Source organism: Oceanobacillus sp. E9, from assembly GCF_001741975.1.
In the GTDB taxonomy this organism is placed as follows: domain Bacteria; phylum Bacillota; class Bacilli; order Bacillales; family Amphibacillaceae; genus Oceanobacillus; species Oceanobacillus kimchii.
Genome location: NZ_LSNA01000005.1, coordinates 318,481 through 331,964 on the forward strand (window position 1 = coordinate 318,481; position 13,484 = coordinate 331,964).

Annotated in this window: 12 protein-coding genes and 1 other RNA gene; 11 read left to right on the top strand and 2 right to left on the bottom strand. The window is 34.9% G+C overall.

The window, feature by feature from the left end:
* The first annotated feature begins 15 nt into the window (after window positions 1–15).
* Window positions 16–200: non-coding RNA, 6S RNA (gene ssrS, locus AQ616_RS05190), on the top strand.
* Between the two features lie 107 nt (window positions 201–307).
* Here the strand turns inward: ssrS and AQ616_RS05195 are convergent.
* Together AQ616_RS05195 and AQ616_RS05200 are read right to left on the bottom strand one after the other, a co-directional pair.
* Complete coding sequence (locus AQ616_RS05195) at window positions 308–979, bottom strand: RsfA family transcriptional regulator (RefSeq protein WP_069685222.1); 672 nt, start codon at window positions 977–979, stop codon at window positions 308–310.
* Window positions 980–1,064: 85 nt separating this feature from the next.
* Window positions 1,065–2,342, bottom strand: a complete 1,278-nt coding sequence (locus tag AQ616_RS05200; protein WP_069685223.1) for a replication-associated recombination protein A — start codon at window positions 2,340–2,342, stop codon at window positions 1,065–1,067.
* 136 nt (window positions 2,343–2,478) lie between these two features.
* Between AQ616_RS05200 and cymR the strand changes: the two genes are divergently transcribed.
* The 10 genes from cymR to ruvX all read left to right on the top strand — a co-directional run bounded on the left by cymR (window position 2,479) and on the right by ruvX (window position 13,451).
* A complete protein-coding gene (gene cymR, locus AQ616_RS05205; RefSeq protein ID WP_017797129.1) occupies window positions 2,479–2,898 on the top strand; it encodes a cysteine metabolism transcriptional regulator CymR in 420 nt (139 codons plus the stop codon).
* A gap of 148 nt (window positions 2,899–3,046) precedes the next feature.
* On the top strand, window positions 3,047–4,189 hold the full coding sequence (locus AQ616_RS05210) for a cysteine desulfurase family protein (RefSeq protein ID WP_069685224.1): 1,143 nt from the start codon (window positions 3,047–3,049) through the stop codon (window positions 4,187–4,189).
* 14 nt (window positions 4,190–4,203) lie between these two features.
* Window positions 4,204–5,319: a tRNA 2-thiouridine(34) synthase MnmA gene (gene mnmA / locus AQ616_RS05215; RefSeq protein WP_017797127.1), complete on the top strand. Its 1,116-nt coding sequence runs from the start codon at window positions 4,204–4,206 to the stop codon at window positions 5,317–5,319.
* Between the two features lie 16 nt (window positions 5,320–5,335).
* Window positions 5,336–6,001, top strand: a complete 666-nt coding sequence (locus tag AQ616_RS05220; protein WP_017797126.1) for a tetratricopeptide repeat protein — start codon at window positions 5,336–5,338, stop codon at window positions 5,999–6,001.
* A gap of 33 nt (window positions 6,002–6,034) precedes the next feature.
* Window positions 6,035–8,359, top strand: coding sequence for an SF1B family DNA helicase RecD2 (recD2, locus tag AQ616_RS05225; RefSeq protein ID WP_069685225.1), 2,325 nt, complete (start codon window positions 6,035–6,037; stop codon window positions 8,357–8,359).
* 68 nt (window positions 8,360–8,427) lie between these two features.
* On the top strand, window positions 8,428–8,613 hold the full coding sequence (locus AQ616_RS05230) for a hypothetical protein (RefSeq protein ID WP_017797124.1): 186 nt from the start codon (window positions 8,428–8,430) through the stop codon (window positions 8,611–8,613).
* Between the two features lie 43 nt (window positions 8,614–8,656).
* Window positions 8,657–9,724: an AI-2E family transporter gene (locus AQ616_RS05235; protein WP_017797123.1), complete on the top strand. Its 1,068-nt coding sequence runs from the start codon at window positions 8,657–8,659 to the stop codon at window positions 9,722–9,724.
* A gap of 312 nt (window positions 9,725–10,036) precedes the next feature.
* Window positions 10,037–12,676: an alanine--tRNA ligase gene (alaS, locus tag AQ616_RS05240; protein ID WP_069685226.1), complete on the top strand. Its 2,640-nt coding sequence runs from the start codon at window positions 10,037–10,039 to the stop codon at window positions 12,674–12,676.
* A 95-nt stretch (window positions 12,677–12,771) separates the two neighbouring features.
* Window positions 12,772–13,041 (top strand): IreB family regulatory phosphoprotein, encoded by a 270-nt coding sequence (locus tag AQ616_RS05245; RefSeq protein ID WP_017797121.1) that lies wholly within the window; start codon window positions 12,772–12,774, stop codon window positions 13,039–13,041.
* On the top strand, window positions 13,038–13,451 hold the full coding sequence (gene ruvX / locus AQ616_RS05250; RefSeq protein ID WP_017797120.1) for a Holliday junction resolvase RuvX: 414 nt from the start codon (window positions 13,038–13,040) through the stop codon (window positions 13,449–13,451). Before AQ616_RS05245 ends, ruvX begins: the two co-directional genes overlap by 4 nt.
* Window positions 13,452–13,484: the final 33 nt, after the last annotated feature.

The following is a 13,484-nucleotide window of genomic DNA, read 5'->3' on the forward strand; positions in this document are numbered from 1 at the left end:
AAAATTACTTTATGCTTCATCCTGATGTGTTCGTCTATTAAAAGTATTTTGACCGAACAACTGTAAAAATGGGAGTCTAATTGGTTTTTAATGTGCGTGCAAGCCTAAATTTGTAGGAGGCACAATATCTTTAAAACAGGACACCCACCTGCTGATAGCGGGATCAAAGCTTGAAATAAGACGGCACAATCGGGATTGAGCGTATACATAAAATTAACTGTCAGGATATTTTCTTGGCAGTTTTGTGTTTTATTGATATACAAAAAAAGAGAAACTAGAAATCATCCAGTTTCTCTTAACATGACTATTAATTTGAACCATGAGCAAGTTGTTCTAAATTACCATTCTTATCCATTCGGAAAGCTGGTGCAACAAATCCGTTTTCATTATCATTAAAAACAGTCATTTTTCTAGCACGATCCATTATTTGGATAAATGTTTGATAATCTTCTTGCATGGTAGCCAGTTGCTTCTCGGTATCCGCTAATTTATCCTGTAATTCTTCTACTTTTGATTTTAGCGTTGTATTCTCATGTTCTATGGATACCAATGCAGATTTTGATTGATTGGAAGCATGATAGTCTTTTTTTAATTCTCGTAAATATTGAATTACGGTATCTAAATTAATAGTTGGTGTAGAGTTAGTTACCTGTTTTGGAGAGTCACTAAGCTCTACTTCTTCTATGCTAGATGAGAATGTTGCAGGTTGTTGTGTACTGTATGTTTTTTTCATGCCTGCGCTGATTGCTCTCTTTTTCTCTTTTCGTTGTCTTTTAGCTAGATCAATTGCATTATCATATTTCATACGTACTTCTGCGTTCCAGCGGAATCCGCATGCAGCAGAAGTTCTATTAAGCTTATCACCAACTTCATCAAACGCATTTAACTGAGTGCTTCCTTCTCGAATGTGACGAAGAACAGTTTCTGCTAATAATAAGTCATCTTCATGTGACCACGCATCTTGTCTTACTTTTGCCATTTGAATATTCACTCCTCTTTTTAGAAATCAATAGAAATTGTGTATAGTAGTTTCTATTGTTACCGTAAAGAAGTGTAAATATACGTTAATTCTTCCTATCTCGTTGAATTTTTTCATATACTTGTTTTAGTGCTTTTTCAAACTTACCTGTATCTTTTGGTGAATAATAGATTCGGTTTTTGATAGAGTCAGGGAGATATTGTTGATCTACCCAGGCACCAGGATAATTATGAGGATATAAATATTCTTGTCCTCTTCCTAATTTTTCTGCTCCCTTATAATGAGAATCTTTAAGATGAGCAGGGACATCTCCACTTCTGCCAGTTCTTATATCACTCAATGCTGCGTCTAATGCTTTATAGGCTGTGTTCGATTTTGGAGATAATGCAAGTTCTACAACGACATTTGCAAGTGGTATTCGAGCCTCTGGAAAACCTAATCGTTCTGCAGCCTGTACAGCAGCTACAGCTCTTGGACCTGCTTGAGGGTTAGCGAGCCCGATATCTTCATATGCAATAACGATCATCCGTCTTGCAATACTATCGAGGTCTCCTGCCTCAATTAAGCGGCTTAAATAATGTAGTGCTGCATCTACATCACTACCACGGATTGACTTTTGAAAGGCGGATAAAACATCGTAATGTGCATCCCCATCTTTATCATGTGAAAAGGATTTTTTTTGCATACACTCTTCCGCAATATCTAATGTTATCTCAATTACACCAGCTTCCGTTGGTGAAGTTGAACTTATCGCTAACTCTAATCCGTTTAAGGATGATCGTAAATCTCCATTTGCTGCTAAAGCTAGATGTTCAAGTCCATCTTCCTCTATATTAATATCATATTGAGATGTTTCATTGTGTTGTAATATTGCACGATGTAACGCAGTTTTCACATTCTCAATCGTTAAACCGTGCAGTTCGAATAAATGACAGCGGCTGCGTATTGCAGGATTAATAGAGTGATATGGATTACTCGTGGTACAACCAATCAAGGTTAGTAGGTTGCTTTCTAAATGAGGGAGTAGAAAATCTTGTTTGGCTTTATCTAGTCGATGAACTTCATCAAGAATAAGTACCATTTGCCCTCTCATTTTTGCTTCTTCTACGACTATTTCCATATCTTTCTTTTTATCAGTTACAGCATTTAATATTTTTAAAGGTAGGCCGACACTATTTGCTAGAGCGTAAGCCATAGAAGTTTTTCCCGTCCCTGGTGGTCCAAAAAGAATCATGGATGATAGCATCTTTGCTTTTACCATCCTATCAATTATTTTCCCTTGACCAACAAGGTGTTCTTGTCCTATAATTTCATCTATGTTTTTCGGACGCATGCGATATGCGAGGGGTTGATGATAATTCATAATAAATCGTCCTTTTTATTTCAGTTGTTTTATCCTTCAAGCTTATAGTGGATTCTATTGAAATGCAAGAGGATGGTTGTCATGATATAATAACATGTAGAATGCAATAGGAACGAAGAATATGAGGTGTCCATAAATGAAGATTTCAACAAAAGGTAGATACGGGTTAACAATTATGATTGAGTTAGCACTTCACTACGGAGAAGGTCCAACTTCTTTGAAAATGATTGCAAATGAAAATAATCTTTCCGAGCATTACTTGGAGCAGTTAGCTTCTCCTTTGAGAAATGCAGGTTTAGTGAAGAGTGTGCGTGGAGCTTATGGCGGATATATGTTATCTAGAGAGCCAAAATTGATAACAGCAAGTGATGTCCTTAGAGTTCTTGAAGGTCCATTAACAATTGTAGAAGGCATGGAAGAAGAAAAACCAGCACAACAGTCCTTATGGTTAAGCATACGAGACGCAGTTAAAGATGTTTTAGATCATACTACATTACAAGATTTAGTAGATCATGAAAATGATGAACCACGCGATGCGTATATGTTTTATATTTAAATAGCTTAGTCAATTTCTTAATGCTAAATTTTATTTAAAAAATGAATAATTAGTGTTAGATATTAATGTTTGAATTATAGGCATTGGGATTGTATCCACTATCTTAATTATGAAATTGATTCAGTTAGAAGGAAAGGGTTTTTTATCAATGCAACCAATATATTTAGATCATGCTGCTACTACACCAATTGCCGATGAAGTTGTACAAGCAATGTTACCAATTTATCAGGATGTTGTAGGAAATGCTTCAAGTGTTCATTCATTTGGGAGAAAAGCTAGGCAACATTTAGATGAAGCGAGAAGATTTCTTGCACAATCTATTCATGCAATAGAAAAAGAAATAATCTTTACAAGTGGTGGAACGGAAGCCGATAATTTAGCATTAATTGGAACTGCAAAAGCAAATATGCACAAGGGTAGGCATATTATTACCACTGTACAAGAACATCATGCTACACTTCATACGGCAGAAGAACTTGAAAAACAAGGTTTTACAGTTTCTTATTTACCTGTAGATGATACAGGACGAGTTAATATAGAAGATTTAGAACAAACTTTAACGGATGAGACAATTCTTGTATCAATAATGTTTGTAAATAATGAAACAGGTGTGATTCAACCAATTGAAGAGATAGGTAAGCTATTACAATCACACCAAGCATATTTTCATACTGATGCAGTGCAAGCGTATGGCTTATTAGATATTAATGTTGATGAATTGGGAATTGACTTATTAACAACCTCTGCTCACAAGATCAATGGACCAAAAGGAATCGGATTTCTCTATGCAAGAGAAGGAATAGCTATTAACCCCTTGTCATATGGTGGTGAACAAGAGCGTAAACGTCGTGCTGGTACTGAAAACATTCCTGGAGTCGTCGGATTTCAAAAAGCAGTTGAATTGTCAATGCAAAATAGGAACGAGAGATTGAAACTTTACCAATCCTATAAACAAATTCTTCTCCAAACATTAACTGAAAAAAATATATTATTTTCAATTAATGGAGATAAAGATCATACAATCCCATCGATTATCAATATTAGTTTTGATGGAGTCAATGTAGAAGCTATGTTAACTAATTTTGATCTTGATGGTGTTGCCGCATCTAGTGGAAGTGCATGTACGGCTGGAAGTGTAGAGCCTTCTCATGTATTAGCAGCAATGTATGGTGAAGGAAATCCAATTACTACGAATTCCATTCGATTTAGTTTTGGTAGTATGAATTCAGCGGAAAATATACAAGAAGCAAGTAATCGAATCGTAAAAGTTGTGAATAGATTATTAAAATAAAGGAAGGAACGAACATGAAAAATAACAAAAATACACGTGTAGTTGTTGGAATGAGCGGAGGAGTCGATTCATCTGTAGCTGCTTTATTACTTAAACAACAAGGCTATGATGTTGTAGGTATCTTCATGAAAAATTGGGATGATACCGATGAATTTGGTGTATGTACAGCTACGGAAGATTTTGACGATGTAGTACGTGTATGTAATCAACTAGACATTCCGTACTACTCAGTTAACTTTGAAAAACAATATTGGGATAAAGTATTTACGTACTTTTTAGATGAATATAAGGCAGGAAGAACACCAAATCCAGATGTTATGTGTAATAAAGAGATAAAATTCAAAGCATTTTTAGACCATGCATTGGCTCTAGGAGCAGATTATTTAGCAACTGGACATTATGCACAAGTTCATCGTGATAATGATGGTCGTGTTCAAATGTTAAGAGGTAATGATGATAATAAAGATCAAACGTACTTTTTAAACCAATTGTCTGAAGATGTACTGAAAAAAGTGATGTTTCCATTGGGACATTTACCTAAATCAGAAGTTCGTAAAATTGCCAAAGAACATGGTTTAGTTACGGCAGAGAAAAAAGATTCTACGGGTATTTGTTTTATAGGTGAACGAAATTTTAAAGAATTTCTAAGTGAATATCTACCTGCACAACCAGGCGAAATGCAAACGCTAGATGGTAGCATTAAAGGTACTCACGATGGTTTAATGTACTACACACTTGGTCAACGACAAGGTCTTGGAATCGGTGGTTCTGGGGATCCTTGGTTTGTAGTCGGTAAAAATTTATCTGATAATATTTTATATGTTGGTCAAGGATATGAGAATGATTATTTGTATTCGAATGCACTTATTGCTACAGATATTAATTGGATTCAACCTGACAAAATTTCTGATTCCTTTACATGTACCGCAAAATTCCGCTATCGTCAACAAGATAGTGAAGTAAATGTAACTATCAAATCAGATAACCAAGTATATGTAGCATATAAAGAAGACCAACGGGCAATCACTCCAGGACAAGCTGTAGTATTCTATGACGGTGACGTATGCCTTGGTGGAGGAACTATTGATACAATTATTAAAAATGACCATAAATTAGATTATGTAGGATAAAATGGGTGAATCAACAATGGACAAGAATCAACAAGCAATTAGTTTAATGAAAGAGAATAAATATCAAGAAGCAGCAGCTCTTTTTAATGAAGTAATTGAACAAAATCCAGGAGATCCAACTGGTTATATAAATTTTGGGAATTTATTACTCCAATTAAATGAAACCGAGCGCGCAAAACGTTTTTTTGAAAAAGCCATTGACTTAGATGAAAATGCTGCGACTGCTTATTACGCATTAGGGAATCTATATTTTGATAAAGAATTGTTCTCTAATGCACAGCAGTATTTTAAACAAGCAATTGAAAATGGTTTGGAAGAAAGTGATGCTTACTTTATGCTAGGAATGAGTTTTAAAAATGATGAACAAATCAAATTTTCTTTACCTTATTTATTGCGTGCAACGGAGCTCTCTAATAATGATGAAACAATACTATTCCAATATGGGCTTGCTCTTGCCCAATTAGAGTATTTAGAGGAAGCCGAAAAAACATTCCATCAAGTTTTAAAGTTAAATGAAGATCATAGTGATGCTTATTATAATTTAGGTGTTATTTCGCTGTTCCATGATAATGCTGATGAGGCAATGAGCTATTTTGAACAGGCGTTGGAAATTCAACCTGATCATGTGCTGGCTGCAAATGGTAAGAAAACGGTATTGGCATTTTTAGAAGATCAGGAGTAATACCATATGGATTTATTTTAAGGGGTTATTAAAATGACAGATTATATTATGTCTGAAGATCAAAATATACCTTTATTTGCCAAAGGTACCGTTCTTACTACAATATTTCAAAATGCAGCCGAACATTTTTCGATTATTCGTGTCCAGATAGATGATACGAATCTAGATTATGATGATAAAGAAATTATTGTAAAAGGTTATTTTGATACCCTTCAAGAACAGACGGCTTACTGTTTTTATGGTGAATTAGAAAAACATCCGAGGTATGGGACACAACTAAAGGTTCATTCTTATGAAACAATAATACCAAGTTCAAGAGATGGTTTGATAAGTTATTTATCAAGCGATCTCTTTTATGGCGTTGGAAAAAGAACTGCAGAGAGAATTGTAGATAAACTCGGTGAGCAGGCAATATCAAAGATTTTAGATAATGATGACGCTTTAATGGGAATTAAAGGTTTATCTAAAGAGACAGCTGAACGACTGTCGAATAGACTTAAAGAAAATCAAGGATTTGAACATGTTGCTGTTCATTTAGCAACATATGGTATTGGCTTAAAAATGGCTCAAGTTATTTATCAAACGTATAAGGATGAAGCCATAGAATTATTAAAGCAAGACCCATATCAATTTGTATTTGATATTGAAGGATTTGGCTTTCGAACAGCCGATCAAATAGCAACGCAACAAGGTATAGCTGGAACTCATGAAAGTAGGATTGGAGCAGGGGTTATCTTTGTTTTACAGCAAGCTATTCAATCTGGCCATGTATACATACCTTTACGATTGTGTTTGGAAGAAGTTGTAGATTTATTACGTATTGCTACAAGTGATATAGAGATTGTCACTGAAGTTTTTAATCAATTAAATGCGGCAAAGAAAATCATCGTCATTGATGAAAAAGTATATCTACCTTCTCTTTACTATGCAGAAGATGGCTTTGCTGCAAACCTAAAGCGAATTATAGATAAGCCACTGGAAGAAAATATCCCTATGGCAGAAATGTTAAAAATTATTGGTTCTATTGAAGAAGAAGAAGTATTAAGTTACGGAAAAGAACAGTTTGATGCTATTAATCATGCAATCCATTCAAAATTAATGATTTTAACCGGAGGTCCTGGCACGGGAAAAACCACCGTAATAAAAGGGATCCTAAAAGCGTATGCGGCTTTGCAAAAAGTATCGTTAGACCTAAAAGATTATAAGAATAAGTCAGATTTCCCTTTTGTGCTCACAGCTCCTACAGGAAGAGCAGCCAAGCGAATGACAGAATCTACAGGAATTCCTGCAGTAACCATTCATCGGTTATTAGGTTGGAATGGGATTGGTAGCTTTGAAAAAGATGAGCATGACCAAATAGATGGAAAGTTATTAATAGTGGATGAATTTTCTATGGTTGATATATGGTTAGCAAATCATTTGTTCAAAGCTATTCCGGCGGATATGCAGGTGTTATTAGTAGGTGATGAAGATCAACTTCCTTCTGTAGGGCCGGGACAAGTTTTAACGGACCTTATGCATAGTAACTTGTTACCGACAGTCTCTCTACAAGAGGTATACCGGCAAAAAGAAGGCTCAAAAATCATTCAGTTAGCTCATGATATTAAACAAGATAATTGTACAACATCGTCTTTATCCAATGATCGAGATTTTAGCTTTATTTCATGTAGAGAGCCTCAAATGATAGAAGTTATATCTTCCATTATGAAAAAGGCAAAAGCAAAAGGAATAGATTTGAATAACATTCAAATCTTAGCTCCGATGTATCGTTCTCAAGCAGGTATTAATATCATCAACCAGGAACTGCAAAAATTGATAAATCCATCAACTGAGAAGCGTAGAGAGATTCATTATCAAGATGTCATTTACCGTATTGGCGATCGAGTTATTCAACTTGTCAATCAACCTGAAGATGGCGTTTATAATGGTGATATTGGCGAGATTGTTGCGATATTTAAACCAGAAGAAAACACCGAACATGAAGAACAAATTGTCATTGCTTTTGAAGATAAAGAAGTTGTTTATATTCGTAAGGACTATAATAATTTCACACATGCCTTTTGTATTTCGATTCATAAATCGCAAGGAAGCGAATTTCCAATTGTACTCTTACCGGTTGTATATGCACACCATCGTATGTTGAGAAAAAATTTATTGTATACAGCGATAACGAGAAGTAAAGAATCGTTGATAATATGTGGGGAACAATCCGCATTTATTAAAGGTGTAAATACCAAAGATACAAATCAACGTAATACTTCATTAAAAGATGCTTTAGTCTCACGAATAGAAAATGAATCTATAAAAAAAGACATCAAACAAGACGATGAAGAAGTTTCCCCATATGACTTTATGTAAATTGAGTATAATTATTAATTTATTGGGCAAGGATAGTAGCAATAATTCTTAATAAAGAGGGGATATATATGCTACGTTGTCCAAATTGTCATGGTAAACAAATTGGTAAAATTGGTTCCCAGGACTATTATTGTTGGTCATGCTGTATCGAATTGTCTGTTTCCGGTGATCAAATCAACGTTCATCAAATTGAATCAGATGGTAGTTTAAGCTCATTAGACGATCTATTTACATTAGAAGAACGACGCTTGTGATATACTCCCAGCTTTACATGAAAAATAGCTGAGGAGTGTATTTATGTGGAAAAAAATTGACCGAAAAACTGTCATCTACTATCTCGTAATAGGTATTTTAGTCATTATCACTTTTTATTTATTTGTAATTACTATCCCTTATTATAGTGGGTTCTTTATGTTTGTTGGAAAACTGTTAATTCCATTTATTATCGCCATGCTTATTACCTATTTATTACATCCAGTAATTGAGAAATTACATCAACTTCATATTCATCGAGGTATAGCTATCTTACTTATCTATCTTATTTTTTTTGGTGGTGTTGGTCTGTCGATTTATCTGGGATATCCAGTAATTGTGCAACAAATATCCGAGATAAGTAAGAATATACCGGAGTTCTTTTCACTCTATGAACAACTCATCCTTCGAGTGTATGAATATACTTCTTTCTTGCCAGAAGGTGTACATGACCGAATAGATGATATGATTGCATCGATTGAATCGCGAATAGACCAATTGCTTGCGAATTTAGTTGGTGGTTTTGATGGTTTAATCGATAAAGTAATTATTATTACTGTTATCCCTGTTCTTGTCTTTTATTTTTTAAAAGACTTCAAACAAATTCTTTCATTTTTAGGAAAGTTTATCCCTTCTCGATATCGAGATGATGCGAAGATTTTAATGAAAGAATTAGACAAAGGGTTAGGAGGATACATAAGAGGTCAATTAATTGTTAGTTTATTTGTTGGAATTGCATCATTTTTGTTATTTATGCTAATGAAGATACCCTATGCATTATTACTTGCAAGTATATTAGCGATTGTAAATATCATTCCTTATTTTGGACCGATAATTGGTGCAATTCCGGTGATTACAATTGCCTATACTGCAGGGGATAGCGGAAAGGTTTTACTTGTAATTTTAGCGATATTTATTTTGCAAATTATCGAAAGTAACTTATTATCTCCATATATAATGGGTAAGACAATTCGCATTCATCCAGTCGCAATTATTTTTGCACTATTATTAGGTAGTCAACTTGGAGGACTATTAGGAATGATTTTAGCAGTACCAATTTTAATGATAGCAAAAGTTATTGTTCAGCAATTTATTGAATTTCGACATACCTAGATTGACTATTGCGATTAACTTATTATATAATGGCGCTAACATAATAAGGCTTATCACGTAGAAGGTAAAAGTACATGAATATAGTTGTTTTAAAGAGAGGAGTTCCCTAAGGCTGCAAGGAACACTAGACAGTTATCATGGAAAGCTATGCCTGAGTACGGCTAATCACCGTCGGTTTCACACCGTTACCATGACTCAAGTGATGGATAATAAACTTTATTCATAATTAGGGTGGTACCGCGATATCTCGTCCCTGCATAAGCAGAGAGGGGATTTTTTTATTGGCTGATAAGTTTAAAGGAGGATAATAAAATGAAGTCACTAACATCAGCAGAAATTAGACAAATGTTTATCGATTTTTTCAAAGAGAAAGGTCATTCTGTAGAGCCAAGTGCATCACTTGTACCTCATGAAGACCCGACACTATTATGGATAAATAGTGGAGTAGCTACATTAAAAAAGTACTTTGATGGTAGAGTTATTCCAGAAAATCCAAGAATTGTAAATGCACAAAAGTCGATTCGTACCAATGATATTGAAAATGTTGGTTTTACAGCAAGACATCACACGTTTTTTGAAATGCTAGGTAATTTTTCCATTGGAGACTATTTTAAAAAAGAGGCAATGGAATGGGCATGGGAATTCTTAACGGATGAAAAATGGATTGACTTTGATGAATCATTACTTTCTGTAACTGTCCATCCTGAAGATGATGAAGCGTATGATATTTGGTTAAATGATATCGGAATTCCAAAAGAACGCATTATCCGTATCGAAGAAAATTTTTGGGATATTGGTGAAGGGCCAAGTGGACCCAATACAGAAATTTTCTATGACCGAGGAGAGGCTTATGGTAATGATTCAAACGATCCTGAGCTTTACCCAGGAGGAGAAAATAATCGCTATTTAGAAGTGTGGAATCTTGTATTTTCTCAATTTAACCATAATCCAGATGATACGTATACTCCGCTTCCTAAGAAAAACATTGATACAGGAATGGGTTTAGAGCGTCTTACATCGATTATCCAACAGGTATCAACTAACTTTGAAACAGATTTATTTATGCCGATTATTCGTGAAACAGAACGAATTTCGAATCGGAAATATGGTGTTTTAGAGGCAGAAGATACCTCCTTTAAAGTAATTGCAGACCATATCCGAACAGTTAGTTTCGCTATTGGAGATGGAGCAATGCCTTCCAATGAAGGAAGAGGTTACGTTCTGCGTCGATTAATTCGCCGTGCAGTAAGATTTGCGAAGGACTTAGGTATTAATGAACCATTTATGTATCAGTTAGTACCAGTAGTAGGGAACATAATGAAAGATTTCTACCCAGAAGTCCAAAAAGATAAGGATTACATTTCTGACGTTATCAAAGTGGAAGAGGAACGATTCCATGAAACACTGAATGATGGCTTAACTATCTTAACTTCTATTATAGAAGAAGAGCGTAAAAAAGGTAGTGAGGTATTCCCAGGAGAAGAAGTATTCCGACTTTATGATACGTATGGTTTTCCAAAAGAATTAACAGAGGAATATGTCGAACAACAGGGCTTTACTGTGAATCAAGCTGGCTACGAAAAAGAAATGAGTAAACAACGAGAGCGCGCAAGGAGTGCACGTCAAAAAGTGGATTCTATGCAAGTGCAAGATACGATTTTCACTGAGATAAAAATAGACAGTTCGTTTGTTGGCTATAACCAATTACAGAAGGAAACTACTATAGAAGCTTTAATAAAAGACAAGAAGCAAATTGATGAAGCGAATCAGGGAGATATATTGTACGTTTTCTTAAAAGAAACACCGTTTTATGCAGAAAGTGGGGGACAAGTAGCTGATAATGGGTGGATTTATACAGAAAATGCTTCTGCCTATGTTTCCGATGTTCAGAAGTCACCAAATGGACAACATATTCACCAAGTCGAAGTTAAAGAAGGTAATTTCAAAGTTAACGAACCTGTTCATGCTGTTGTGGAAACAACTTTCCGAAATCATGTTATTAAGAATCATACAGCTACCCATTTATTACATCAAGCTTTAAAAGATGTATTAGGTAGTCATGTAAACCAAGCAGGATCACTAGTTCGTCCAGAAAGACTACGATTTGATTTCTCTCATTTCCATCGTGTTTCAGCAGAAGAATTACAACAAGTCGAACAAAAAGTAAATGAAAAAATATGGGAGTCATTACCTGTAGCAATTGAAAGTAAGAAAATTGATGAAGCAAAAGCAATGGGAGCAATGGCGTTATTTGGTGAAAAATATGGTGACATTGTTCGTGTTGTTCAAATTGGTGACTATAGCATTGAATTATGTGGTGGATGTCATGTAATAAATACTGCGGAAATTGGTTTATTTAAAATTGTACAGGAAACAGGGATCGGAGCGGGAACACGTCGTATTGAAGCTGTGACAAGTAAACAAGCTTATGATTATTTAAAGACAAAATTAGATTTATTGCATATTAGTGCTCAAAAACTAAAAACTACAGAAGAACAATTGCCTGATCGTATTGAGGGATTACAAGTTGAATTAAAAGAATCACAAAAGCAAGTAGATTCGTTAAGTGCTAAGTTATCTAACTTAGAAGCGTCTTCGATTCTTGATGAGGTAAAAGAAATTTCAGGGGTACCTTTACTTGCACAAGAAGTAAACGTTAAAGATATGAATCAATTACGTTCAATGATGGATGAATTGAAACAGAAGCTTTCTTCAGGAGTAATTTTACTTGCTACAGAAAACAATGGTAAAGTTCAACTAGTTGCTGGAGTTACAAAAGATATGTTAGAGAAGAACATGCACGCTGGAAATATTGTGAAACAGGCTGCTACTGTTTGTGGCGGTGGCGGTGGTGGCCGTCCAGATATGGCTCAAGCGGGTGGAAAAGACCCTTCTAAAATTAAAGAAGCTCTCCAATCCGTGGAACAATATATAGCAGAAACCGTCAAATAATCTTGATGGTTGTATGTTCATTAGGAAAAAAGTATAATAATAACCACAAACATGTTAAAATATTTGTAGAAGGCAAATTGGGATGAGGTGTCACGATGAGTTCAATTGATAAAACGATGAAATTCAATTTTTCAGAAGAACCATTTGATCAGGATATTAAGGAAATCTTGATGACAGTGCATGAATCACTGCAAGAAAAAGGATACAACCCGATCAATCAGATTGTAGGGTATTTATTATCTGGTGACCCTGCGTATATCCCGCGGTATAATGATGCCAGAAATTTAATTCGTAAGGTAGAACGTGATGAAGTGATCGAAGAACTTGTTAAGTTTTATCTAGAACAGAACAAGGAGACTAAATGAAAATAATTGGTTTAGATGTCGGCTCAAAAACGATTGGTGTGGCAGTTAGCGATGCTTTAGGTTGGACTGCTCAAGGAATAAAAACCATTTGCTGGGATGAAAATGACCTGTCCTCTGCCGATAAAGAATTAGAAAAAATAATAAGTGAACATGAAATAGGAAAAGCTATTATTGGATTACCTAAAAACATGAATGGCACAATCGGTGAGCGTGGAGAAGCTTCTCAACGTTATGCCAAGCATATTGAAAAAGTATTTCAAATTCCCGTTGATTTATGGGATGAACGTTTAACAACAATGGCAGCTGAACGTATTCTACTAGAAGCAGATATGAGTCGTAGTAAGCGTAAAAAAGTTATTGATAAAATGGCTGCTGTCATGATATTACAGGGATACTTGGACCAAAAATAAAGTGGAATCCTTAAATTTTACAATGGTGTTATA

What these genes read in the sequence shown, in the direction of transcription:
- AQ616_RS05195 (WP_069685222.1), bottom strand. Translation starts at nt 979, where the DNA reads ATGGCAAAAGTAAGACAAGATGCGTGGTCACATGAAGATGACTTATTA.
- AQ616_RS05200 (WP_069685223.1), bottom strand. Translation starts at nt 2,342, where the DNA reads ATGAATTATCATCAACCCCTCGCATATCGCATGCGTCCGAAAAACATA.
- cymR (WP_017797129.1), top strand. Translation starts at nt 2,479, where the DNA reads ATGAAGATTTCAACAAAAGGTAGATACGGGTTAACAATTATGATTGAG.
- AQ616_RS05210 (WP_069685224.1), top strand. Translation starts at nt 3,047, where the DNA reads ATGCAACCAATATATTTAGATCATGCTGCTACTACACCAATTGCCGAT.
- mnmA (WP_017797127.1), top strand. Translation starts at nt 4,204, where the DNA reads ATGAAAAATAACAAAAATACACGTGTAGTTGTTGGAATGAGCGGAGGA.
- AQ616_RS05220 (WP_017797126.1), top strand. Translation starts at nt 5,336, where the DNA reads ATGGACAAGAATCAACAAGCAATTAGTTTAATGAAAGAGAATAAATAT.
- recD2 (WP_069685225.1), top strand. Translation starts at nt 6,035, where the DNA reads ATGACAGATTATATTATGTCTGAAGATCAAAATATACCTTTATTTGCC.
- AQ616_RS05230 (WP_017797124.1), top strand. Translation starts at nt 8,428, where the DNA reads ATGCTACGTTGTCCAAATTGTCATGGTAAACAAATTGGTAAAATTGGT.
- AQ616_RS05235 (WP_017797123.1), top strand. Translation starts at nt 8,657, where the DNA reads ATGTGGAAAAAAATTGACCGAAAAACTGTCATCTACTATCTCGTAATA.
- alaS (WP_069685226.1), top strand. Translation starts at nt 10,037, where the DNA reads ATGAAGTCACTAACATCAGCAGAAATTAGACAAATGTTTATCGATTTT.
- AQ616_RS05245 (WP_017797121.1), top strand. Translation starts at nt 12,772, where the DNA reads ATGAGTTCAATTGATAAAACGATGAAATTCAATTTTTCAGAAGAACCA.
- ruvX (WP_017797120.1), top strand. Translation starts at nt 13,038, where the DNA reads ATGAAAATAATTGGTTTAGATGTCGGCTCAAAAACGATTGGTGTGGCA.